General features: G+C 54.9%; 16 protein-coding genes. All 16 read left to right on the top strand.

Features of this window, described 5'->3' with window-relative positions:
- The first annotated feature begins 214 nt into the window (after window positions 1–214).
- The 16 genes from BQ7489_RS10500 to BQ7489_RS10425 all read left to right on the top strand — a co-directional run bounded on the left by BQ7489_RS10500 (window position 215) and on the right by BQ7489_RS10425 (window position 25,726).
- Window positions 215–1,231, top strand: a complete 1,017-nt coding sequence (locus BQ7489_RS10500; RefSeq protein ID WP_162617803.1) for a hypothetical protein — start codon at window positions 215–217, stop codon at window positions 1,229–1,231.
- A complete protein-coding gene (locus BQ7489_RS10495; RefSeq protein ID WP_072530960.1) occupies window positions 1,216–2,601 on the top strand; it encodes a trypsin-like serine protease in 1,386 nt (461 codons plus the stop codon). Before BQ7489_RS10500 ends, BQ7489_RS10495 begins: the two co-directional genes overlap by 16 nt.
- Complete coding sequence (locus tag BQ7489_RS17435; protein WP_072530959.1) at window positions 2,598–3,746, top strand: protein kinase family protein; 1,149 nt, start codon at window positions 2,598–2,600, stop codon at window positions 3,744–3,746. The genes BQ7489_RS10495 and BQ7489_RS17435 overlap by 4 nt, the downstream gene beginning before the upstream one ends.
- 17 nt (window positions 3,747–3,763) lie before the next feature.
- Window positions 3,764–6,112, top strand: coding sequence for a CHAT domain-containing protein (locus BQ7489_RS10485; RefSeq protein WP_162617802.1), 2,349 nt, complete (start codon window positions 3,764–3,766; stop codon window positions 6,110–6,112).
- A gap of 46 nt (window positions 6,113–6,158) precedes the next feature.
- Window positions 6,159–7,493, top strand: a complete 1,335-nt coding sequence (locus tag BQ7489_RS10480; protein WP_072530957.1) for a hypothetical protein — start codon at window positions 6,159–6,161, stop codon at window positions 7,491–7,493.
- 67 nt (window positions 7,494–7,560) lie between these two features.
- Entirely contained in the window at window positions 7,561–8,940 is a 1,380-nt protein-coding gene (locus tag BQ7489_RS10475) for a toll/interleukin-1 receptor domain-containing protein (protein ID WP_072530956.1), read from the top strand.
- Window positions 8,930–12,520 (top strand): nSTAND1 domain-containing NTPase, encoded by a 3,591-nt coding sequence (locus BQ7489_RS10470; protein ID WP_072530955.1) that lies wholly within the window; start codon window positions 8,930–8,932, stop codon window positions 12,518–12,520. Before BQ7489_RS10475 ends, BQ7489_RS10470 begins: the two co-directional genes overlap by 11 nt.
- A gap of 3 nt (window positions 12,521–12,523) precedes the next feature.
- Window positions 12,524–13,627, top strand: coding sequence for a hypothetical protein (locus tag BQ7489_RS10465; RefSeq protein ID WP_072530954.1), 1,104 nt, complete (start codon window positions 12,524–12,526; stop codon window positions 13,625–13,627).
- A gap of 17 nt (window positions 13,628–13,644) precedes the next feature.
- Entirely contained in the window at window positions 13,645–17,742 is a 4,098-nt protein-coding gene (locus BQ7489_RS10460) for a hypothetical protein (protein WP_072530953.1), read from the top strand.
- 240 nt (window positions 17,743–17,982) lie between these two features.
- Window positions 17,983–18,810: an FHA domain-containing protein gene (locus BQ7489_RS10455; protein WP_072530952.1), complete on the top strand. Its 828-nt coding sequence runs from the start codon at window positions 17,983–17,985 to the stop codon at window positions 18,808–18,810.
- Between the two features lie 28 nt (window positions 18,811–18,838).
- Window positions 18,839–19,756 carry a serine/threonine-protein kinase gene (locus BQ7489_RS10450; RefSeq protein ID WP_083580560.1) on the top strand — a complete coding sequence of 306 codons (918 nt, stop codon included), beginning with the start codon at window positions 18,839–18,841 and terminating at the stop codon, window positions 19,754–19,756.
- A complete protein-coding gene (locus BQ7489_RS10445) occupies window positions 19,747–20,772 on the top strand; it encodes a PP2C family protein-serine/threonine phosphatase (RefSeq protein ID WP_072530950.1) in 1,026 nt (341 codons plus the stop codon). Before BQ7489_RS10450 ends, BQ7489_RS10445 begins: the two co-directional genes overlap by 10 nt.
- Window positions 20,773–20,783: 11 nt before the next feature.
- Window positions 20,784–21,398 carry an FHA domain-containing protein gene (locus BQ7489_RS10440; protein WP_072530949.1) on the top strand — a complete coding sequence of 205 codons (615 nt, stop codon included), beginning with the start codon at window positions 20,784–20,786 and terminating at the stop codon, window positions 21,396–21,398.
- A gap of 36 nt (window positions 21,399–21,434) precedes the next feature.
- Window positions 21,435–22,967 (top strand): FHA domain-containing protein, encoded by a 1,533-nt coding sequence (locus BQ7489_RS10435; RefSeq protein WP_072530948.1) that lies wholly within the window; start codon window positions 21,435–21,437, stop codon window positions 22,965–22,967.
- A 21-nt stretch (window positions 22,968–22,988) separates the two neighbouring features.
- Entirely contained in the window at window positions 22,989–24,239 is a 1,251-nt protein-coding gene (locus BQ7489_RS10430; RefSeq protein WP_072530947.1) for a hypothetical protein, read from the top strand.
- Window positions 24,240–24,253: 14 nt separating this feature from the next.
- Window positions 24,254–25,726: a PP2C family protein-serine/threonine phosphatase gene (locus BQ7489_RS10425; RefSeq protein WP_072530946.1), complete on the top strand. Its 1,473-nt coding sequence runs from the start codon at window positions 24,254–24,256 to the stop codon at window positions 25,724–25,726.
- Window positions 25,727–25,731: the final 5 nt, after the last annotated feature.

Below are 25,731 nucleotides of genomic sequence, written 5' to 3'. Positions count from 1 at the left end.
CGTGCCGGAATATGTGCACCGGAAGGTGGATGTGCTGGCCGTTACGGTGGCCGACCTGACTGCCAAGACGCTGTTTGTGCAGTTCCCGGCGGTGCAGACGCCGTTCCCGCCGCTGGACCGCGACGGCATCACGAGGGATTCTGAAACTACGGTGCACCTGGTGGTGGCCGGAGGGAACGATATGGCCGAAGCCCTGGTGGTCAATGCGGCGCTGGTGGCGCATTATCCCAACTACTGCCGTGACCACCGCCTGCGGACGCGCATTACGGTGGTGGACGATGACGTATCCGGCTTCCGCGACCGGATGCTGCAGCGTTACTGCCACCTGTTCGAACACTCGTATTACCGCAGCCTGGATCTGGGCGACGAGATGCCGCAGTGTGTGTGCCATACGCCGCTGTACAGGGACACGCGCGAGGATTTCGTGGATGTGGAATGGGAGTTCGTGAGCGGGAGCCTGGGGAACGCCGCCCTGAGGCGGAAGCTTGTGGAATGGGCCTGTAACCCCGGACAACAGCTGACGCTGGCCGTGTGCCACGATGATATGCAGCGGAACTTCACCGAATCTCTTTCACTGCCCGAAGAGGTGTACCGGGCGCAGGTGCCTGTGCTGTGCCGGCTGGAGGAGCCGGACATGATGGAACTGGCCAAGGGGTGCAGCCTCTATGACTCCGTACTGCCTTTCGGTAGCGGGATATGCAGTCTTGATACGCTCTGGGCGCTGAAGGAGATGGCCAAAAGGGTGAACTATGTCTATAACTATGTATTCTCACTGAAGCCGGGCGAGCCTGTATCGGCTCCGTCGGCCATTGACACGGATGTGCTCGACAGCCAGTGGGCGGCCGTGCCTTCTCTCCCGAAACAGTATTCGAATATCTTCAACGCCATGACGTTCGGTCCGAAGATGCATTCGCTCGGTCACAGCCGCGGCGACTGGGACACGTTTTATGCGGTATCGATGAATGAGGTCGACATCCTCACCGAGGTGGAACACAACCGGTGGAGTGTGGAGGAGCTTATTCTTGGGTACCGGCCCGTGACCGATGCCGAGCAGAAGCTGGTGGAGGATGACATACGGATGAAGAAGGTGCTGAGGGAACAGAAGATACATTACGACCTGAGGGCTTTTTCCGACCTCAGGGAAGACGGTACCGGAAAGAACGTGGATGTGTACGACAAGGTGCTTACACAGGGTATTCCTTTAATTATCAAGTCATGTATTACAAGCTGATATACCGTAATTCGCCGCTGAAGAAGCAGGTGGGCGACGTGGTGTTCTGCGGACAGAAGCCCGTAGACATCGGCCAGTCGCCTTCGTGCGACGTGTACATACACGCTTCGGACGGGTTTGAGCCGGAGGTGATGGCGTCGGTGCTGCCCGATCCCGACGGGAAGGGGTGGATCATCGTGAAGCGGACCGACTGCTACAGTGTGCTGGTGAACGGGACGCCGCTGCAGGTGTGCCGGAGGCTGGCGGGAGGCGACGGTATTACGGTGGTGACGGACAACGGGCGTACCCGGCTGGATTTCGTGGTGTGCCGCGACGGTGAGTATGACGCACGCAAGGGACTGGTGTACAGGGAAAGGGTGCAGGGACGCCGTATGCAGTATGCCATGCTGGCGGCCGTGGCGGCGGCTCTGGCGGTGGCGCTGGTGGCCGTGTTTACCGGACGGGGAAGGAACCCGCTGCGGCAGGAGAACCTGGACGTGTTCGACCGGAGCATTTACCGCATCACCGTCGATTCGGTGTACCTGGTGCACGATACGGCCGTGGCAGGGGGGCCGTGGCAGGAGGTGCTGGAGGCGGTGGCGCTGGAGGTGCCGGCTTCGGGTACGTGCTTCCTGACCGACGAGGGGCTCTTTGTCACCGCACGGCACTGTGTGGAGCCCTGGATTACCGACGAGAAATGGGACGGGACCGGCTTCGACGTGAAGATGCCGCCCGCCGTGAGGATGGCCGCCGAAGCGGAGACGAGGAACCGGACGCAGGGCACGGATGCCTACGGGGTGAAGGCGCGCTGCGTGATCAGCAACGGACTGGAGACTTTCTACCTGTATTCTACCGACTTCCGTTTCAACAAGACGCGCGACAAGGTGCTGCGTCTGGGGACGGAGAAGGAACCGATATACTGGCGCACCATCATGCCGCTGGCCAACCGCCGCGACATGGAGCTGGGCGACTTTGCTTATGTGGAGGCGGAAGGGGGCATTACGGGCAACCTGGAGCTGGCATCGCTGGAGGACCTGAAGCGTTTTGACCGCCAGGCCGACAAGGAGATTGCCGTGATCGGTTTCCCGGTGAACGACAACAACGCCGACGAACTGTGTGTGAAGGTGTACGGAAACAGCCAGCACCTGGAGTTTGACGGCAAGGGGGAGAACCTGCGCGGATGCATCCAGATGATGGCGCCGGTCAACCCGGGAAATTCGGGCGGGCCTGTGGTGGCGCGTACGGGCAACCGGATCAAGGTGATAGGCATCGTGTCGAAGGCCGACGGGATGGCCAAACAGGGGGTGTTCTGGGCGGTTCCCGTAACCGAGGTGCACCTGCTGCGCGCACATGGAGGATTGATGGACGATTCAATAACATACAGAAGATGATTACACTGGACCATATAGCCGGATATATGACGGAGAAGGCCGTCTGGACCCTGATGGAATGTGTGGCCGGAAGCTGGCTGCAGCATGGCAGGGCGGCGTTCTCGGCCGCGGACATCGTGGTGGAGGACGACCGCATCGCCTTGTCGGCGGATGCCGGAAGCGGGGAGACGGACGCTCCGTTCGCTGCTCCGGAGAAGGAGGGTGCCGCCGCTGCGGTATGGAGCCTGGGCGCCCTGGCGTTCTATGCCGTGACGGGCATGCATGTGTTCGACGGCATGGGGGGAAGGAACCAGACGGCACGGACGGAGGTGCCTCACATGGGGTCGGCGCACTGCAGCCGCAGGTTGAGCGACCTGGTGTACCGGTGCCTGGCTTATGAACCGCAGGCGAGGCCTCCGATGGAGGAGATCCTGATGGCGGCCCGTGAAGCAGCTGCCGCGAAGGTGTGTCCCGCCAGGCGGCTCACCAATACGGGCGGGAAGGCGTATGCCTCGTCGCTCGTGGGGTTCTGGCCCGAGGAGATGGTGACTGTGGCGCTTTTCCTGCTGATGACTTTCATGCCGCTTGTGCTGCAGGCGCAGACGGGAGTGACGGCGGAGATGCAGGCGCTGGTGCGGAGGTGCAAGGAGCTGCGGATGCCTGCCAACACCGTCCGGGTGGAGCGTGAGCTGCTGTACGACATGGAATGGACGCTGATGGACGAGATAGACATCGACCGGCAGGGGGAATGTACGTCGAAAGACCCTGTAGACATGTTCGGCATCAACGACATCGGCTACCGGATTGCCCGGAGGCAGGGCGGGGCGGTGAATACCGGCGGGAGGTTCCGCAACGGGCAGGACGCGCGCTACCGGTACTCGTTCATCGAGATTACGGTGAAGAAGGGTGCTACGGTGAATTATGAGATTACGGGCCGGGAGGGCCTGCAGCGGTTTGCCATTGTGCCGTATGAGGCTTCGGCCACGTTCGGTGCGGAGGTGACGAAAGACGGCAGGAAGTTCTCTTCGGCTACGGTGAAGGACGGGGTGTGTTATGTGCAGCTGGACGGGAAGGTGACCCGGAAGGACCGGTTCAGGCTGACGCTGAAGAACACTTCGGGAAAGAACATGGCGTTTGTGATTATCAACCATAACCCGGGAAAATGACGGAAGGAGGATACCGTATGAAAAGGATATGCCACACTATTTACAGACTGTCGGTCCTTGTTGCCCTGCTGGCGGCGGCTGCCGGTACGGGGGCGCAGGAGAGGGTGTTTGCCGATGCGGTGACCGACCGCTACCTGGAGGCGTACGACCTGAACGACCGGAAGGAGTATCTGGATGCGTATGCTGCGTTCGGAACAGTGGCCCGGATGATGGACCGTGCGATGGACGCTGCCGGGATTACGGTGGCCGGACTGGGCGACGGTGAGTTCCGTTTTCCTTACTGGCCGGCGGTGAAGAGCCGTGCCGAGGTGGCGTATAAGCTGGGGCTTTACGCCGATATGCGCGAGGTGGCGGGAGAGCTGCGCGAAGCGCTCGCTACACGTGCGTTCGGTAATGAGGCGCTTACGGAAGGCTATGAGGCCGAGCTGGCCCGGGTGGAAGGCTGCATGTATTTTCTGGCGGGCGACTACCGGCGGTCGGAAGAACGCCTGCAGGCGGCTCTTACCCCCAATGCCGGATTCGATCATGCGGATGCCGTACGGGATGATCTGGCACAGCTGTATTACAGGCAGGAGCGTTACGCCGAAGCGCTGGCACAGCTTGATTCCATCCTGGCGGGCAGGCGGTTCGGGACCGCCGCACGGGTGCAGGGAAGCCTGCAGGAACGCCGGGAGATCGAGTCGCAACGGGCGCTCTGCCTGGCGCGCATGGGGCGGTATGCCGATGCGCGGGAGGTGATGGAGGAGGTGGTTTCCTTCTTCAGAAAAGAGAACGACAGCCGCATGCTGGCGGAGGCGCTGCGCAAGGCTGCCAAGGTGCTGATGCTGGAATACGATGCTACGGGCAGGTATGACGCCCGGGCTCTGGCGTATTATAAGGAATACCTTGCGGTGGCGAGGAAGTATGTGGACCGGCAGTTTGTGGCCATGAGTGCCTCGCAGCGGGAACAGTTCTGGATGGCCGAACAGCCTTTCGTGACCGACTGCTACCGGCTGGAGGACAAGGATCCGGGTCTGCTGTATGACGTGGCCCTGTTCAGCAAGGCGGTGCTCCTGCAGATGGGGCGTGTGTTCGCTCCCGGCATGACGGAGCGGCAGCGCGCCGGGGCCCTGTCGGCGGTAAGGGTGGACTGGAAGAAGGTACGGGCAGCCCTGCCTGCGTCGTCGGCCGCCGTGGAGTTCATCGCCTACGGAAAGGCGGGGAAGAGCCGGCTGGGTGCGCTGGTGCTGGGCAGGAAGGCTCCGGCTCCCGTGTTTGTGGAGGTGGGCGCGCTGGATGAGCTGACATCGCTCCGGTTGGACGGCGGGACGACCGTCGGGGAGGCGCTGGCATCGACGGAGCACGAAGGGAAGGACCTGCTGTATGCCGACAGTGTGCTGGCCGGGAAGATATGGAACAGGCAGCTGGTGGAGGCGCTGGACGGTGCCGCCTCGGTGTATTTCGCCGCCGACGGGATTTTTCACCTGCTGGCCGTGGAATACCTGCTGCCGGATGCCCTGAAGGACCGGAAATTTTACCGCCTGACGTCTACGCGGATGCTGGTGGAGAAGCGGCCGGCGGTGCGCACGGAGGCGATGCTGCTGTGCGGCGGGGTGGACTACAAGACCGCTGATGACGGAGACGGTACGGAAGGGAACGACGAGGTGGCATACGCCGCCATGGCTGCCGCGGGTGCGGGTCTGCCTTACCTGGAAGGGTCGCTGGCGGAAGTGGACAGCATAGCTGCCCTGCGGGGCGAAGGGAAGCGGGATACCCTGCTGACCGATGTCTCGGCTTCGGAAGCGGCGGTGCGCCGGCTGATGGGGAGGTACCCTCTGGTGCACATCGCCACGCACGGGACATTCCCCGACGCGGAGACGGCAGGGACCGACATCCGGCCTCTGGCTACCGACGAGCAGCTGTCGAGGACCTGCCTGTATCTGGCGGGTGCGGAGACCAACCTGAACGACAGGGACTTCAATCCGGCCAGTCTGGACGGGGTGCTCTCGGCACGGGAACTGGCGTCGCTCGACCTCTCGGACGTAGACCTGGTGGTGCTCTCGGCCTGCCAGTCGGGACTGGGGTATGTGACTGCCGACGGTGTGTCGGGGCTGCAGCGCGGACTGAAGACGGCGGGGGTACGGGCCGTGGTGGCAAGTCTGTGGGAAGTGGACGACCAGGCCACCGCGATTCTGATGCGGAACCTGACGGCCAACCTCGACCGGGGGGAGAGTCTGCACGACGCGTTCTTCCATGCCCGGGAAACCCTGCGGACAGCCGTCACCGAAAAGAGGTACCGCCGGGCACAGCTGCCCGACCTGACAGTGAAGAAGACATACGGGAAACCCCGCTACTATGACGCCTTCATCCTGATAGACGGAATGTAGCCGGAAAATATACAATATGGAATATGAAAATTAAGGAAATACGACTATGAAAAGGAAAGCACTGTTATTCATCCTGCCCCTGTTCTTTACCGGCGTCTGGGCACAGCCCGGAGCCGAAGGCGGCAGCCGGCCCGGAGAAGGCCGTCCGGCGGGAGCCGGCATATCTGTCCCGCAGAGCATGAACGGCCTGCCGCTGCGCGACGAGTTTGTGGTAGACGTCAACCCGATGACCAGCGAGCGGCGTAACAAGCTGAACGCCGTGGCCTCGAAGTACCGCTCGAAAAACCGGGGCGTGCTGCTCGATCTGGGTCAGGCCATGCTCTACGGGGGAGTGACTTCGGTGGTGAACGTAATCAGTACCGAAATCATCAACCTGACCAAGATACGCAAGAAACAGAGGGCGAAATGGGAGGCCATGCGTAACCGTGAATGTATGTTCATAGACAGTCTGCAGTCGGTGAAAGGACAGCGCGACTTTTACCGCATGCCCTCGAACTACGGTCCGCTGGACCCCACCGACATGAATTTCGACGGCATCACCTTCCGTGCGCGCCGGGGCGGCAGGGATGTGCTGCGCATGGTGTGCCACCTGGACACGGCCCGCTTTACCCACCTTTTCATGCACAGCAAGTTCTACCTGGTGCTCGACACGCTGGAGTTCCATCCGTACGAGTCGTACCTGCCCAACCTGTCGGCCAACCGGATCATGGGGCCGGGCGAGGACGCTTCGGAGGATGAGCAGGAATACTGGAACACCATCAGCCGGTTCGACTTCAACGAGCAGCAGGAACCGAGTGTGAACATCCGCATGGACATTACTTCATCGTGGATCAACGAGGCGGTACAGGTGTATCAGGACGTGCACCTGGGCTCTTTCTCGGTCGACATCCCCATAAAGGAATCCATGCTGCGTGATTCGGTCTATTTCTACAGCCGTGAGGAAGCGCTGGCCCGGGGGCAGGAGACGATAGACATCAGCGGCGACTGCTTTGTGGTGCCCCGCTCGTACATGCCCGTATCGGCCACCAGTCCGTCGTGGGGAACCGGCGAGTACAAGATGAAGGTGGTGATGAGCCAGAAGTGCCGCTACAACCCGAAAGACGGTCGCGCACGCGACTGGCACAAGGACTACAAGCAGCTTGTACGCATGCAGAACAACGGTAAAAATGGCAACGACTACATTTCGGACATCGTGACCACCTTCCGCGACAACAGTTCCACCATCCTGAAGGCCACCTATACACCCCTGCTCAATTACGGGGTACAGGCACTGGGCCTGAGCGGTTCGGCAAGCGCCTCCAAGGCACAGATGACGGGAGGAGCTCCGGCGGCGTCGGGCAAGCCGGCAGGCGGATCGCCCCAGACGGGCCAGAAGCCGTGACGGGACGACGGAAGCGGTACGGAAGAGAAACAAACCCGAAAACCTGAACCTCAAATACTATCATACTATGAGTCTGGAAGATTTTGACATTGTCGACATAGACATTGACGTGAACAAGGAAGAGACCGAGAACCGGTGGAAGTCCCTCCTGGATGAAGTGATGGAGGGAAACGTGATACCTGTGATAGGGCCTGATTTCCAGGTAGACGACCCGGAAAACCTGCATACCCAGCTGATCAGGTTCTTTGCCAAGAAGTATGGCGTGACGTCGAACCCGCAGTCGTTTGCACAACTGGTGTACGACAAGACATTCACGGCGGCCGTAGACAACAAGCGCGACAAGATATATCCGCTGATATACAAGGTGCTGAGTCAGATCCCTTCGAAACCGTCGGAACTGCTGCTGAAGCTCCTGCAGACCAAGAAGTTCCCCTTTGTGATCACCACCTCGTTTACGGGTGTGGTAGAGAAGGCCATGGACGACGTGTGGGGAGAGGGGAGCGTGAGGGTGCTGCAGTTCACGAACAACCCCATCCACGACACACGGGTGGGGGCGGGCGATATCATGAACGAGCGGGAACTGAGGCAGCCTACCGTGTTCTACATGTTCGGCAAGTACAGCATCGAACCCCACCGCTACGTGGTGACCGACATTGACATGATGCAGTTCTGCAAGGCGTGGATGTCGGGTACGGGAGTGCCCCGACTGCTGGCCGAAGTGATCAGGCAGAAGTACCTGCTGTTTCTGGGCAACAACTACAGCGACTGGCTGTTCCGGTTCATCTGGTACTTCATGCGCTCGGCCGAGCGCAACCAGCCTTCGGTGTTCGTGAGCAGTCACATCGAAAATTCATTGGAGCAGTTCCTGAACCGCCTGGAAACGTTTGTACAGACCGATCCGGAAAAGGCGGTCAATGAAATAGTGACCCGTATCTACCGTCGGGCGAACCAGGCCGTACCCAGGGGGCCGGTATTCAACTACGACCTGTTTATCTCTTATTCGCGCAGCGATTCGGCTGTAGCCAGCCACCTGTTTGACATTCTGAGCAGCCGGGGGCTGAACGTATGGTTCGATACGGGAGGCGGTATCCGTGAATGGGAAGGCTGGAAGCAGAAGATCATGGCGGGCATCAGGCAGAGCCGCCTGTTCGTGCCCGTCCTGACGAAGAACATCGAGGCCGAGATTCTGCAGGAACATGAATACCGTACCGAGTGGCTGGAAGCCGATGCCGTATCCGTGAAGCGGGGCGGACTTCCTTTTATCTGTCCGGTAGCCGAGCAGGGTTTCGACTTCTATAACGAGAATACGGCGATACCCCGGTCGTTCAGCAGTCAGAACGCCGCATGGTACAGTTATTCGGCCGATATAGAAGGCATTGCCGACAAGCTTTGTGAAAGAGTTCAGGAATTTAAACGGATGGAAAGGGAATTGAACTATGGCAACTAAGACAGATAATCCCTGGAAAGGGCTGAACTTCTACGTGGAGGGTGAGATACTCTACGGAAGAAACCGGGAGATAGAAAGTCTCTCACAATACATCATCAACAATACCCAGACCGTGCTGTACGGAAAGTCGGGTATCGGTAAGTCGTCCATCCTGAACGCAGGTATCTTCCCTGTGGCGAGAGCCTGCGGCCTGTTCCCGGTGGGAATCCGTTTCGACCATCACCGTGAGGGAGACTATATGGAGCAGATCCGTGTGGCGGTGGTAAAGGCCGGTGTGACGGTGAATGAAGTGGTTCCGGTCATAGACAAGGACCGTGAAACCATCTGGGAGTACCTGCACCGCAATACTTTCAGTGATAAGGACGGGAAGGAAGTGCAGCTGCTGCTGGTGTTCGACCAGTTTGAGGAGATCTTCACCCTGCAGCAGAACGAGAAGGTGAAGACCCGGTTCTTTGCCGAACTGGCCGATTTGCTGAACGACGTCACGCCGCAATACATCGTCAACGCCATGACGGATACGTCGGAGCCTGTCGTGAAGCCGGCACCTGTACAGGTAGCCAGTCTGGACGACCTGGACCTTGATATCGACCTGGATGAAGACGGCGGCAGCGGGATGCCCGAATACCTGCAGTCGCCCAGGTACCACATCGTGTTTACCCTGCGTGAGGATTTCCTCTCGTACCTGGAACGCTATACCGCCTACATCCCCGTGATGAAGGTCAACCGTTTCGCCCTGCAGCCCATCAACGAGGAGCAGGCCGCCGAGATCATCATGAAGCCCCGTCCGGGACTGGTGCAGAAGGATGTGGCCGCACTGATCATCCAGAAGGTGACGGGGCGGAAGGATTTCCTGCTCGACGGGATTCCCGAAATAGACGTGGACGCCGCCATCCTCTCGCTCTACCTGAGCCGCCTCTATGAGAAGATGCCCGAGGGAGGCTGCATTACGGCCGGACTGGTGGACCAGTTCAGCGATGATATCATCAAGGATTTCTATGAGGACTCCATCCGTGACATACCGCAGGCTACGGCCGATTACCTGGAAGACGTGCTCATCACCAACGAGGGGCGGCGCAACAATGTGTCGTTTTCGGACCTGACGGCCCATGGGGTGGCAGCCGAAGACATCAGGAAGCTTGCCGACGGCTGCGAAGGCTGTGAAGGCCGGAAACTGCTGCGCCTGTTCTCGTACGGAGGCGACATACGTGTGGAATACATCCACGACATCCTGTGCGGGGTGGTGAAGAACCGCCGCGAGGTCCGGGCGCAGCTCCGGGAGCAGGAAGAAGAGAAGCAGAAGCTGCTGGCGGAGGAAGAGCGCAAGCGGAAGCTGCTGATGGAGAACGCCCGGCGGGCGAGAAGGCAGAACCGCAGGCGTACGGCGTTTTTCGGTACGGTGATCGTTTCCCTGCTGCTGATAGGTGCGGTTACCTATTTCCTGAAGTTCCATGTATACAGCGGGAACTTCACCCGCTACGACATCCGGAACGGACAGATAGTGGGACTGCCGTTCTTTGAGCTCGGCGATGCGGAATGTAAGGTGACGCCGCTGTACTATTGCCTGAAGCATACGGGATGGCTGACGCACGTTTCGGAAATCGAGGTACGGTCGTCGAACGGGAAGCTGCCCCACAGTCCCCGCTTGAAGGCCCTGGAGATAGGTGAATGTGCGGAGACCGATGCGAAAGGTACCCTGTTCTCGGGTCTGCTGTCGTCGGTGACCGGTATCAGGATCAACGAAGACAAGAACGGGCGTATCATCAAGGAAGAATACGTCAACGAAAAAGGGACGGTACTGTTCGAGCTGAACTATTCATACATGAACGACAGGGAAGCCTGGGTACATTTCGTGTCGGGCCGTGGCCAGAGTCTGCAGGTGCGCGACAGCGGTGTGGAACAGGCCAAGCTCTCGTGGGATGACAGGGGGCGGCTGGTAGGCATCACTTATTACGACTATAACGGGGTGTGCCAGGAGATTGAGCCGGGCGTGAGCGGTTACCTCTGGGTCTATGCCGCCGACGGTGTTGTGTGCAAGTACATCTTGAACGAATACGCACAGCCCACCCGCCAGTCGGGCCAGGCATATAACACCATCTATTTCCGGGCGGCGAACGACAGTATCGTTACCTGGTATGCCAACAGCATGAGCATCCGTGATTCCATCCAGGCGCTGGCATCCGATCCTGCCAGGGGACCGTTGGGGTATGTGATGACCGTCAGCACCGGGGGGCGTGAATTCCTGTTCGACAGCCGCGACGGGAAGGCCGTGGCCGAACTGGTCACCACCCGTGACGGACGGGGTAACGTGCTCGAGACCCGGATAGACGGCCGTATGGACGAAGGGATTCCTGCCATCTATAAATATGAGTACGATGCCGGAGGCATCCTGGTGTCGAAGAGTGTCCTTACCGCCCGGGGAACACCTTACGGAAAGACCGGTGACGAGATTTACCGGTGGAAGTGGGCATACGACGATGCCGACAGGCTTACCCTGGAGGAGCGCGTCAACGCACGGAACGTGACCGCCTACCGGAGGACCGTGACCCGGCAGCAGGATGTGGTAACCGAGGAGGTGAATGACATCACCAAGCCGGTTCCGCTGGTGAAGCGGGTGGATTCCATCAGCGGGAATACCCTTGTAACATCTTTCTATGGTGAGAAAGGCCGGAAGATCAACGGACAGTGGTTCAGGAACGGTTCCGGTCAGGATTCCATCCTGGTGTTCCACCGGGTGGTGAGAAGCCGGAAAGGGAATGTGACCGTCTCTTCGTATTACACGTACGACGAGGAACAAGGCTCCGTCCTTCCGCTGGAGACAAAGACGGACGCTTACGGTAATGTGACCTCCTATTTCAGGAAGGAGACCACGACCGACCCGAACGGTATCGTATCGAAGTACCGGATCTATGACGCCGGGGGGAAGATCGTGAAGTCGATGATGTACTTCATCCAGAACGGGCAGCAGATAGGCCGTGCGGTATGCGGCATAGACGGTACGCCGGTACGCTGCAGAAGCTGGGAAGAGGAAGGATTCGAGTATTACAAGATCTATTTCAACAAGAACAACGACAACAATTACGCCAATATACGTGCCGTGAACGAGTGGGAGGACAACAGCGTGCTGTATGACGGTGTCAGCTACTGGGAGACCGAATACCTGGACTGCAAGGGGCGTCTTTTCATCTATGGGAAAAAGAAGTACATCATCTCCAATTCGTACAGCCAGATGAATTTCGTGACCCCGACCGACCTGAGCGGCCATTACATTCCTTACCTGCACATCCTGGACAAGGAAAGTGTACTGTACCGGGCCGGACTGAAGGACGGCGACCGGATTGTGGCCTGTGGGCGGTGGAGCTTCGGGATGGATACACGGATGTTGGAACAGGAATGGAAACGGATCGGGGCGGAACCCAGTGTGATCACGGTGTTGCGGCCGGATATCCGGAGAGGTTATGCGGAAGTGACAGAGCGCATAGGTGCCGGAGCGGAGGAAGGACCGGGTGCCGAGTTCCATGTGCTGGCTCTGACCGGTACGGAGTATGAATGGGTTCAACGACAAATGGAAAAGGAGGACTGACACATGAAGAAAGCGTTATTGTTCCTGCTTCTGGCTGCCGGCATCACGGTAGCCGAAGCGCAGCAGCTGAGCCGTTTCAGACCCAACGAAGAGACTAGGCTGGTACTTGAAAAACCTGCTCCAAGAGTGGTAAAGGCAAAAGCGGGGGAAGCTGCTCCCGAACCCGACTATGTACTGTACCGGGACATTACCCGCAGGTATTCGTGGATTGTGGGAAAGGGCGACCCCATTACCCAGGAGGTGGCCGACCACCTGCCGTATTATTTCAAGCTGGCCCTGAAGAACGCGAAAGGGCACTGGCAGCATATACAGGCCATGCACGGTGATTCGCTGACATCGGACCACGGGCAGGGGACCTACATACTCGACCCCGAATCGGATACGTCGGACGAGAACCGTGAATGGAGAGACAAGCTGGCGCGGATATGCCAGTGGTATATCACGTCCGACCTTTCGGGCGAACAGGTGGCCGAAGAACGGGCCTACGACAAAAACAACTATATGATTTACGGGTTCCAGCCCATCAGGAACGGCAGGAACCGGGTGGTGGCAAGCTATACCAACGATTACGGTTATCCGGTGGATATTGCTGAATCGGGTAACTATGCCTATGGAAATGTGGTGATGATCACTTACGACAGGCACGGGTATGATTCCATCATTGACTACCTGGACGGGGCGGGTTTCCGGCGGCTGAACAACGACGGGGTGGACCAGCGCCAGTATACATACGATGAGAAAGGGCGTGTGCTGCGGAGCAGTTCGAACAATGCCGTAGGCGACTACATGATAGACAACTGGGGCAACTGCGGCAACGTCTATGAATATGACGATGCCGGCAACAGCTATACCATAACCCGGGTGGACCAGGAGATGCGGCCGATGCGGATGCCGGAAGGAAGGGCGGGGAAGCTGGAGACCTACATACGCTGCCTGGTGAAGCTTGACAAGTGGGGCAGGAAGCGGGAGATGGTCTTCCTGGATGCCGGAGGGAACCCCGATACGACCCTGGCCGGCATACACCGGGTGGTATACGAATATTCCGACACGGGTGAACTTCTGGGAGAGACCTTTTATGACCTGGACAATGACCCGCTGACATTCTAACCAGAAAGGAGGACGCTATGAAAAGACAACTGACAGGAATCTGCATGCTGCCGGTATGGCTGCTGCTGTCATGGCCGGTATTACTCTATCCGCAAAGCATCAGAAAGAGTGTGGGGCTTACCGGAAGGGAAACGGATGCCGTGATGCGGAATGACGGGGCAACGGAACGGACGGAGACGGAAAGACGGAAGGAAGTACGGAGCCGCAGCCTGTACGGGAACGATACGATATACAGTACACAGACCAAGAAACAGTATGGCTGGATACTTCCCATGGATACGATCAGTAAGGAGGATGCTTCACATAGAAGTCTGTCGTACCGTTTCACCCACCGCTATCCTTCCGGAAACTGGGGAAAGATGGAGACCATAGACGCTTACGGAAACTTTGCTTCCAGCTATTTGTCGCCTTATATCCTGAAGCTGGGTTCGGCAGATACGGATACCACGGCAAATGCCGAATGGATTGAAAAGCTGAAGACAAACTGCATTTATGAGTTTGTACCCGACCCGTCGGGAAAGAATGTCATTCAGGAACGTGTGTACGATAAGGACGGAAACATCGTGTATACCTACTCGCGCGTGCCGATAGGGAACGGACAATATATAGGCTCTTACAAGGACTGTTACGGCCTGCCTGCCGAAATGAGGAAGGATTCACTGTTTACCTACGGGACACTGGTGCGTCTGACCGAAGACCGGTGGGGGAATGATTCCATCGTGGAATACATAGATGCGAAAGGACGCCGGAAACCCAACTCGGACGGGGTAGCTATGGAGGCTTTCGCCTATGACAGGTACGGGCATGTCGTGCAGCAACAGTCGAGAGACGGGGATGGAAACCTGACCATCGACAACTGGAACAACTGTGGAGTGGAATATGAATGGAATGCCGACCACCAGAATGTTTCGTCCATGTACATGGACGACAAGTGGCAGCCGATGCGGATGCCGGACAGCCGGAATGTGGAAAGCAAGAAAAATGTCATAAAGATCCGATTTAAATATGACCGTTACGGCAGAAATACGGAGGAAGCCTATTATACGGCGGATGATGTGCCCGACACCAATGCATACGGGGTACACCGGACAGTCTATACATTCGATGACCGGGGGAATATGACGGAAGTGGTGAATTATGACAAGAACGGTGAGCCGACGGAGAGTTCCGCGGGTACGGCTTTTGTGATGCACGAATACGATGATGCCGGAAGAACCATACGAAGTGTTTATCTGGGAAAAGACAGGAAGCCCTGTTCGACAGAAGGGTATCTGTCGGGAGTTGTCTACAGGTATGATGACGAAGGTAACCGGATTCTGTATGAAGAATACAGTGTGGTAGACGGTAAGGAGATAAAGAGTTACATGGAGGAAACCGGCAAGGGTTATTCATTTGTCAGATGGGAGGATGGCAGTACCAGAATCGATTCACTGGATGCCCGGGGCCGTATTACGCTGCGTGCCTATTATGATAAAGACGGGAATCCGGATAAAAGCAAGGAGTTCGCTTTCAACAGGATCGAATATATAGAGCGCCCGAACCGATACAGATACACGGACAGCTATTATGACGGCAACGGACGTCTTTGCAATCCTTTCGGGGATTATGCGGTTGAGAAAATTGTACAGGATACATTATCGGAATCTGTCAGGAGCTTTGTCCGGACGTATGATGAACAGGGTGCACTGACAAAGTCTTACATATGGAGATACGACAAGAACGGCAATGTCCTCAGTGAGGATGATGCGAATGCCTACGGGGTAACGTGCCGTGCGGGGGGAGATCCTTCGATCCGGTATTACAGAGGGAAAGTCATGTATTCCACCTCGGGAGAGCAGCTGTCATCCTTTATCGGACGTGACGAGTTCGGTGAACCCGATTATGTATATTTTAGAACCGGCATCTATTATTATACGAAACTCCTGTATCAGGGAGGGGCGAAGCATTATGACGAGAATAACCAGCCTATAACCGACCAGGGCCTGTTCAAGGATGCGTGTCCGAAACTGATGACCATAGAGGTGACCGATTCGGCAGCTTACCGGCTGGGGCTCCGTGACAACGATTTGGTTCTGATTGACGGTGGATATGCCGCCGATGTCCTTTCACTCGGCATCACTGGAATAAGTGTTGATGACTTGATCAGGAGCTGGACACTCCATTCGGTGGTGGACGCCGGCCGGAACCGTAGCATGGTGGTGTTCCGGGTAGATCCGGAAACGTTGGAATACGGTCTGGTGAAGATAGACGGTCTGAAAGGTTCCCCCTCGGACCTGGGATACCTTGCCCACATCCGTTATCTGACCTGGAAACAGGTGGAACGGATCCAGGGCTGTGTCCTGGAAAATATGGAGTCGGATGCTCCATTGGTGAAGGAAAGAGACTTCGATGGAAAGGATTATTCGGGCAGTAATTGTCTTATTCTGGCTTATACCGACATGTACCGCAGTGAAAGGACCCTTCCGTACGGCAGGCTGGTTACCGATCCGGCGGTCCTGGTGGCCTCGTGTATGAAAGACGGTGACATGGTATGGAGGATGGGAGAGGATTCTTCTGTCTTTAAGAACATGCATTCAATGTTTCGGAGTAATGTTTCGGAATATCCGGACCTGCATTTCTTCCTGACAAGAAACGGTAGGGATGTGGTTGACTGGGAATGTACTGAAAATTCCGTGAATACCCGGTGGCTTAAGGTAATGGTATCGGATGAGGTGTATGAGCAGTTGTTGCCGTTACTGAAACGTACGGAACCTGCCATTTCGCGCGAAATGACGGATGTTCCCCGGATAGAGGCCGACGGATTTGTGGGCACATGGGAATTCCGTTCCGGTGCAGCCGGTGATTCGCTCGACGTCAGGATGGTCTTGCTGAAGGACGGAACCCTGGAAGGTCATGTGGAAAAATACGCTTCGTTTATCTATGATGATGAAACATCGGTTATCGTCAGATACCGTCAGGATCTTGACGGGGAATGGCGCATATCGGGTAAGTTCCTGGAGTGGAGGCTTTCCGGAAAATTACAGCCGGAACTGGAATATATCAGTATGGTAGGAGGAGACAGCAGCAAGGAAGCGGAAATATGGTCTGTTGTCAAGAATATGATCAAAAATGACCCTGCCTACTTTACCGGGAGAATGAATGTCGGAAATTTGGACAATCTGTTTCTGGTGAAATCCCTTTCGGACGAAACGCTGGTCGTTGAGGGCCCCACGGTTATCTATACGCTGTCAAGGCTGGTAGCAAAAGAGAAGAAAAAAGGGAATGGCCTGGAGGAGACGCCCGCTTCCGCCAGAACGGTAAACCTGGTTAATGACACAGACTCCAGGCGGCTGGTAGGGCAATGGTGGACTACGATTCCTGAACTCCTTTTATCTTCGTGCGTACTTTCGTTGAAGGAAAACGGTGAAATGGAAGTCGATATGAAGGGGGATACGTCATGGGATAATGTAGACAGCACTACTGTGTTTGTCCACCTGAACTACAGGTTAGGCGGTCACTGGGAGTACTATGACAGATACCTGAATGTAACTTTTGATTATACGACATTGGAACCGTACGTCAGCTTTGACGTGAAGGGTTTCGAAGATGAAAAGGCGGCCGAAAGATATAAGTCTGGCCTATATCGCAATATCAATCATGTTGAAATGGCAGGTTCGATGATTGGGGAGGTTTCGGACTTTAAGGCGCAGAAGGTTGAGGATATTACCGATGACGGATTTACATTCGGAGGAGTACGGTTCATGAATGTAGAGGCTTCCGGCCGGAATTTCGAGGACCTGGCTGCCGACAAGGCTGTCGTGATAGGGAATGTGGAAGTTCCTGATGGAATGTTGGCCAAAGACGGTTATACAGGCAACTACATTGTGTTGAGGTGGTGTGACTGGGACTATACCATGCCGGTAAACGGATTTTTCGAAGAGCAGGAGAAAAAGAAAGACAAGAAGAAACATATAGTTCTCCTTCCTGTAGAATACTGGGGAAATCCGAACCGTTACGGTGAGGTTCTGGACCTGCGTTATCCGGCCGGTATGCTGGGAATCCGCCTGAGCAGCCATCATATTCCCTATAAGGATTATGTCAATGAGCTGAAGGAAGCATACGGGAAATGCCGGTAGGAACCAGGTGCTGTAAAGGTCCTGTTTGTGCAGGTTGACATTCGTTTCTGTACATATGTTGATATAAATGCTCTGTTTTTGTAGCTTTTTTGTCATGTAAATAAAAAAGGATAAAACTATATGTTAGCGACAAATTTTATAGTAAAAGATATTTGATATATGGATTTTTTTATAATTTTGTTGCATATATTTATTTTTTTAAAGGGCAAATAAGAGTTTAACCATAAATATCGTAATGCTATGTCTCAGAAACGAACTGTAATTCAGGGCTTGGAGCCTGATGATTCGCCTCAATACGGCAATCAGAACAACGGAGGTGGAAATTCCGGCTTTTATTCACGGAGGGAGCGTCCGGCCGGAAACGGACGTGGTACTTATGTGCCGGGAATGGGGAGTCCGGCTCCGAATTCACGTAATGATTCCGGCTATGCCGGACAACAAGGGGGTAGTGTTTCTGCCCAGCCGAATGATCCGGTACGCAAGTTCAAGAATTCGGGAAAGCCTGTAGTGGGTTTCCTTTATTCAGTGTCACGTACATTGGCCGGTGAGTTCTGGCCTTTGCAGATGGGGCAGAACACGATAGGTAAGGATCCGTCGTGCGACATCCAGCTGCTGGAAGGCACTGTTTCGGCCGATCATGCGGTACTGGTGGTACGCAAGATGAAGAATCCCGACAAGGTGATTGCATCCATCAGTGACGCCCGTTCTACAAACGGGACGATGCTGAACGGGCACAGCCTGGGTTTCTCGGCCGAGGAATGTTTCAACGGTGATGTCATTACCATAGGCGACAATTACGAGCTTTACCTGATTCTGGTAGATCCGCATACATTGGGCTTGTCGGTTGCTCCCAACTTCATACCGGTAGAAACTGAGCCTGAAGAGGAAGAAGAACCATACGGGCCGGCCCGGAGCGGTTATACCCGTCCGGGGAATTTCGGGCCTGTCCCTCCGCATTTCAACGGAGGCAGCACAACAGGCAGTGAGCCGGGTGGTGCCGGCCGTGGTACGGTTGGTATGGATGGATCATTCTCGGGAGGAAACAAAGGCGGAACCATGGGATTCTGACTGAAATGGCGGGTATGAGGACAGTGATATGCGTACAGTAGTGCAAAGAGCGAACGATCCATACCTTTATCTTTGGGTAAGGGGGGAATGGTATTGTTATAATCCGATGGAAGAGCCGCTGGGCAGTGGTGCCATGGGCGATGTCTATCTGGGTTACCGCTGCCGTACCGGTGAACTGGTGGCCGTAAAGCGTGTAAAGGATTTCTATGCCAACAACAGGCAGATCAGGGAACGCGCCCGCCAGGAAGCCTCACTGACTTTCCGTCATCCCAACCTGGTAGAGATGGTAGGCTATTGTGAATACGCTCCGGATGTGGGCCCGATCTTTATCCTAAGCCATTATGTACAGGGAGAGGATTCGGACGTTTACGTGAGACGTTTCGCGCAGTCGCCCGGGCGGGTGGATAAGATCTGTAAGGTGGTGGCCTATGTGTTGGACGCCCTGGCATATGTCCATTCGCGGGGGGTGGTACACCGTGACGTGAAGCCGTCGAACATCATGGTGGAGAACGGGACCAACGTGCGTTTGATGGATCTGGGGATTGCCCGGATGAACGGCGGCAACAAGTTCTCTTCGTTCGGGTTTATAGGAACCCCCGAGTATGCGGCTCCCGAACAGTTGCTGAGGGGGCAGAACGGGGAGGAGGCAGACATCAACGCTACGACCGACATCTATGCGCTGGGACTTACCTTTTATGAGCTGCTTACGGGGAAAAATCCGATGGCATGCGCTTCGGAAGCGGAGACGCTGACCCGTCAGATGAAAATGAAGCTTCCCGACAGTACGGCGGTTCCGAAAAGGCTGATGCAGGTAATCTGGAAGGCTACGGAAAAAGACCAGAAGAAACGTTATCAGACCGCACAGGAGTTCAAACGCGCGATTCAGGAGGCACTGCAGCCTGAGCTGTCTTTGCTTCAGAAAATAATGAACAAGTTATGGAACTAGAACAATTACATACGGAAGATAATGAGCTGGCCGTCGGCTTTGCCGAATCGAGGATAGGAGGACGGACAGAAAACCAGGATTCGTATGGGGCACTGCAGACACGCCACGGTTTTCTTGTAACGGTGTGCGACGGTATGGGAGGCGGTCCTGCAGGGAAAACGGCCTCGTCTATGGCTGTGCGGGAAATCATGGCCGGAGTGGAGGAAGCCGACGGGGAGGAAGATATGACTGCCCTTATAGCCGGCGCAGTACAGCGGGCGAACCGGGCTATCTGGCAACAGGGGCAGGAATATCCTGAACTGCGCGGAATGGGTACCACCGCTACGGTGCTTCTCCTTTCCAGACAGGCGGCCTATGTGGCACATGTGGGTGACAGCCGGATATACCAGTTGCGTGGACATTCGAGGGTTTTCCGTACGGGCGACCATTCGGTAGTGGCGCAACTGGTACGTTCGAAGGTAATCACCGAGGAGCAGGCTCGTTTATCGGCCCAGTCGAATATCATTACAAGGGCACTGGGCATACGTCCCGACGTGGAGGTGGATACCGCAGTGCTTCCTTATGAAAAAGGTGACCGTTTCATGCTGTGCACCGACGGTGTACACGGGTCGATGCCCGAAAAGGAACTTCTGAAACTGGTTACACGGACCAACTGTGTACTGGGAGCGCTGGTAGATGATATGGCCACCGTTGTAGATAACCTGGGCCGTAATTCGGGTGGCGGCCATGATAACCTGACACTTGCTGTAGTTGAAACTAAAAAGAATTCTATACTTAAATCAAAGATGTCAAAGAAAACGAAATTGATAGTGGGGGCCCTGTCGGTCGTTTGTGCTGCCAGTATTGTGCTGAATGTGGCACAGGCAGGCCGGGGAGGAACATTCGGGGCGCCCGTTCCCGCCGACAGCGTCTGCACCCTGGAGCAGAAGGTTTCGGTATATAAAGATTCTGTCAGACAGCTGAAAGATTCCATTGCCGTACTGAAGAAAATGAAACTGAACAAATCTAACGAATAAAACTGATTGCTATGAAAGTATATTCTATCGGTAGAGATACCAATTGTGATATTGTGATAAATGACAGTACGGATGTGGTGAGCCGTCGTCACGCAGTCCTCCATGTATATCCGTCGGGGAAGATGACCATTACAGACCAGAGCCATAACGGTACGTATGTGAACGGCATCCGGATCAATCCGAACGTGGCGGTTCCGGTGACCCGTAAGGACAACGTTTCGTTTGCGCATGTGGCCCGTCTGGACTGGGGGGTGGTACCCAATCCGGTAGGGGTCTTGCGTTATGTAGCTTTTGCCGTGCTGGGACTGATTGTGGTGGTTGGAGCCTTTTTCGGAATAAGGGCGATGACAGGAGGAGATGATCCGCAGCCGGCCGGAATGCAGGTTGACAGTATTTCGGTCAATGCCGCAGCCAAGAGGCTGGAACAGGAAGAGCGGGAGAAGAAAGAGCAGGATTCTATCCGGCAAGCCCGTGCCGATTCCATCGACCGTGCCCGGAAGGCGGAAGCTGAACGGAAGAGAAAGGCCGCCGTACAGCAAAAACGGGCAGACGAACAGAAAAAAGTGGATGGGCAGAAAGAAGAGCAACCTGCAAAAGAGAATGGAACTTTCCGCCGCCGTGGATAAGGATATTATGAAAAACAACTAAATTATATTAAGCTTATGAGACTGTTAAAGATTGGTCGCGACGTAAGTTGTGATATCGTATTGCATAGTGACAAGGTTAGTGCATTGCACGCCGAACTGACCTTATTGGATAACGGAGACATACTGCTGGAGGATAAGGGCAGTTTCAACGGTACGTTTGTAATGGGGCAGCAGGTGAAGCCGGGAAAACCGGTGAAGGTCATGCGTGGTGATACCATCACTTTTGCCGACGTGGAACTGCAGTGGATGCAGGTGCCGATGCCGGAAGACAATTCACGTTACAAGGCTATATGGGGTGTAGGTTCACACTTCAACAATGACATACAGTTGTCGGGGCCTACCGTGAGCCGTTACCATGCCACCATAAAGCGGGAAAAGAACAACAAGACCTATATATTTGACCACAGCAAGAACGGTACGACAGTAGACGGGCGTAAGATTGCGCCGAATACGGCCTGCCCGATTACGCGGAAAAGCGTAGTGGTTTGCGGCGGAGTACCGCTGGATATGAACCGCCTTGACTGGCCGGGTTTCAATTGGAAGTCGGTCGGGATTGTGGCAGCTGTCATAGTGGTTCTGGCCGGTCTGGGGCTGGGTATCTGGAAATGGGTCGGCGGTTCGTCGAAGCTGGATGATTCGCAACTATACGCGCGTTATAACAATTCTGTGGTGTTACTTATCGGGGTATACCATTATGAATTGACTATTGAAGGCGTCGATATGAGTAAACTGCCTGTAGATTTTCCGTTGCCGTTGAAATTTGTACGTGTCAACAATGAATTCCTGTCGGTACCGGAGCAGTATTCCAGTGAGATCATTTCGCATTTCGGCCAGTATTCGGGTACAGGCTTCTTCATTTCCAAGGACGGTAAGCTGGTTACGAACCTGCACGTGGTAAAGCCATGGCTGGGAAATGACCAGATCAAGGGGCTTGAAGCCGCCCTGAAGGAAAAATACGCCCAATGGGCCGCTCAGAAGGATTTCTTTGGAATCCTGGCAAGTGACGGGGCCACTCCGTATTCGGCCTATACTTCATTGATCAAGGTGAAGGGTGTACTGGACAATATCCTGTTGATACCTCAGGGCAGGTATCTGTCATCAGACAATGCCGTGACCTGCAGAGTCCTTTCGGCCGGTGACAATATAGACAATGACGTGGCTTTGGTACAGTCGAACCGGGCAGAGATTCCTTCGGGCTGCCGTTATATCAACGTGACTGATTCAATGGATGTAAATGACAAACAGCTGCATGTGGGCAAACATGTATATACCATCGGTTTCCCGTTCGGAACCGGTCTGCAGGACGACAAGTCGGAGAAAGGTCTTCAGGTACTTGGACGTGGCGGTAACATCATTCAGGCAGATACAGAGTATCGGTTCGGCTTTGACGCCGCATCGTTTCATGGTGCAAGCGGTTCTCCTATCTTTGACGACAAAGGTATGCTGATAGGTGTATTGAACTCGGGTGTGGAGATTACCCAGGGATTCAATTACGGGATCAAGGCCAAATATGTAAAGGAACTTTTGGAGACTCCTTACAAAAAGTAATTCTAAAATCGGGAGGCAATTATGAAGAAACTGGCAATTTTGTTCGGGATGTTCCTTGCCTGCTGTCAGGTGGCAGAGGCAGTGGTTGTCCAGAAGATCATTCTGAAGAATGGTTCCGAACTGAACGGTTACATACAGAAACAGGATGACAAGGGAAACCTTACTTTCCAGTCGGATTTTGCACTGATCTGTCTGAAAGCGGATGACGTGAAGCGTATTTCAGACGGAAGAGCCTATGATATCAAGTCGCTCGACAAAGCCTGGATTGACTGGGCAGAGAAGCATGACGCTTTTGAGGGTACCGGAGATGGACGCAAGCTTGTTCTCCATGACATCGTGACAAAAGACAAGACGGTCATGAAGGTACGGATTCTGGAACGGGGTGCTACAGTGAAATACCTGGAGATGGCTCCGGGCACGTATTTCCTGCAATGGAAGGACGTGGAAGCCATCCGGGGCGAAAAACGTCCGAAGACTGCACTTTCGGGTATCAACCGTATCTACAAGCTGAAGACGGGTCAGGAAGTGGAAGGAGAGTATGCCGGGGAAACCGATACGACCCTGAGCCTGTATCTCGACAACGGTGTGGTGCAGTCGTTCAAGATAGGTGACGTGGTCAAGTATACGTTCCGTCCGGTCAATCCGGAACAGACCCTGTTTGAACAGAGTGAGTTGTTGGATGTAATCCGTCTGAAGAAGGGTATGACCGAAATGAAGGGAATCATTATCGAGCAGAATTACGGTGGAAAGAATGATTCGGAAAATTATTTTCTGCTGCAGCAGGCAGACGGTGCCATCCAGAGCGTCAAGGTTTCGGACATTGATGAGGTGAGGAAGGAGATCAATCCTCGCTACAGTCCGAAGTATGATGTCCTGCTGGCCGCAGGGGAAGTCATGGTTAACCGCCAGAAAGTGACTGCCGTCAATGTTACTGAAGATGATGATTTACTGGTATTGGCATCGGCCGGAAAGAATCCGGACATTCAAAAGGGCGACGGCAATACCACATTGGTTACGGTTGAATATAATTGTGCTGACGGGGCTGGTACAGAAGTTTTCCAACTGGTGAAGGTGACCACATCGGTAGTGAAAAAGAAAACAGTCCATAGTTTCAGCTACAAGGATCTGGTGAATGCGTCCTACCGTCCTGTAAGTCTGGAAACGAGTGTGAACAATACAACGAAGGTTGAGTATAAGATAGACGGGGTCGGAATGTTCGCGTTATATGACGCCAAGAGCCGTACGGCTATCCCCTTTGTGATAAAAAAGTAATTGTTTTTTAACCTATGTCGGCCGTTCAGATTATTTCGGAAAGATTCCCTGTCCGTGGTGTCGGCAGTTCCATGATAGGAGGCCGGGCGGAGAACCAGGATGATTGGGGGTATATGGATACTCCGCTGGGTTTTCTGGTTGTGGTGTGCGACGGAATGGGCGGAGGTCCCGGCGGAAAGACCGCATCCTATATCGTGAAAAACGAACTGATGCGGGTGCTCGGATCATGCAGTCCGCAGATGTCGCGCAGGCAAGCCCTGCAGAAGGCTGTTACCATAGCCAATGATGCCTTGTACAGCAAGATGGAGGAGGTTCCCCAGCTCAGAGGTATGGGCTCTACGCTGGTGGCTATCCTTATCAACGGGGAATCGGCGATAATAGCCCATTTGGGCGACAGCCGCTGTTACCGGATACGGGGCGGCAGACAGGTTGTATTCCGTACGTCCGACCATTCGCTGGTGAACGAACTGGTGCGCAACAAGGCGATGACAGAAGAGGAGGCACGTACTTCTCCACAGTCGAATGTCATTATGCGTGCTTTGGGAAGTACCAGTAACCATACGCCGGAATTCGATGAACAGCCTTTCAGAAAAGGTGACAGGTTCGTATTGTGTACCGACGGTATATGGGGAGTGATGCCGGCTGAGGAACTTGAGATGCGTTTTACAGGCTATCCCGACATGCAGTCGCTGGTGTCTAACCTGGATATGGAGACAGACCGTATAGGAATGTCTCAGGGGGGGCATCATGACAACCATACGATAGCGGTAATTGAAACGATGATGGATTCAAGACTTAAAGACAAGATGGACAGACAGATTCGGATTATACTTGGTGCCTTGTCGGTATTTCTGCTGGCAAGCATTGTGTTGAATGTCTTTCTCTTTATCCGAAACGGGAAAGAGAACGGTGAATTGCGTGATAGGGTAAAGGACCTGGTGAGTAAGGTAGAGCATCTGCAGCCGTATGAACTGCGCTATACCCAACTGATGGAAGGGGGAACACTGGATTCGGAAAGGCTGATAAGAATGCTTGACCGGGAAAATGACTCTTTACGCAATGAGCTGGAAGCATTGAAGGCAGAACTGGAAGCACTTGGACAATCGGGAAAAAGAGACGTTGCGGAAGAGCAACAGGTTAAGGACAAAGGAAAGGTGGATGCCGAAACACCCGCCGTGATACTGGATAAGATTCTGGGACATCTGGAACAGATGAAGACAATAGCCCGTTCGTCACAGCAGGATATTTCGAAAGCCAAGCTTCAGTGCCGTAACAAGATTCTGGAGCTGTTGGAACAGTTTGATGAACGGACCGGAGGGCAATACGCCTCCGAGACGGCAAAGATAAGGAATCAGCTTGGCGATGAGGGTATGGCCATGCTGGTAGACCGTCCCGGTTCTGACGGCCTGTACAGAAGTACCCGGAAGGCTCAGGAGGTATTGACGGAAATTCAGGCGACATTAAAGAAGATAAAGGAAAAGTTATAACATAT

This window comes from Bacteroides ilei, from assembly GCF_900128495.1.
Classification (GTDB): Bacteria; Bacteroidota; Bacteroidia; order Bacteroidales; family Bacteroidaceae; genus Phocaeicola; species Phocaeicola ilei.
Note: the sequence above shows the minus strand (reverse complement) of the source record. Positions and strands in the feature narration are given on the sequence as shown.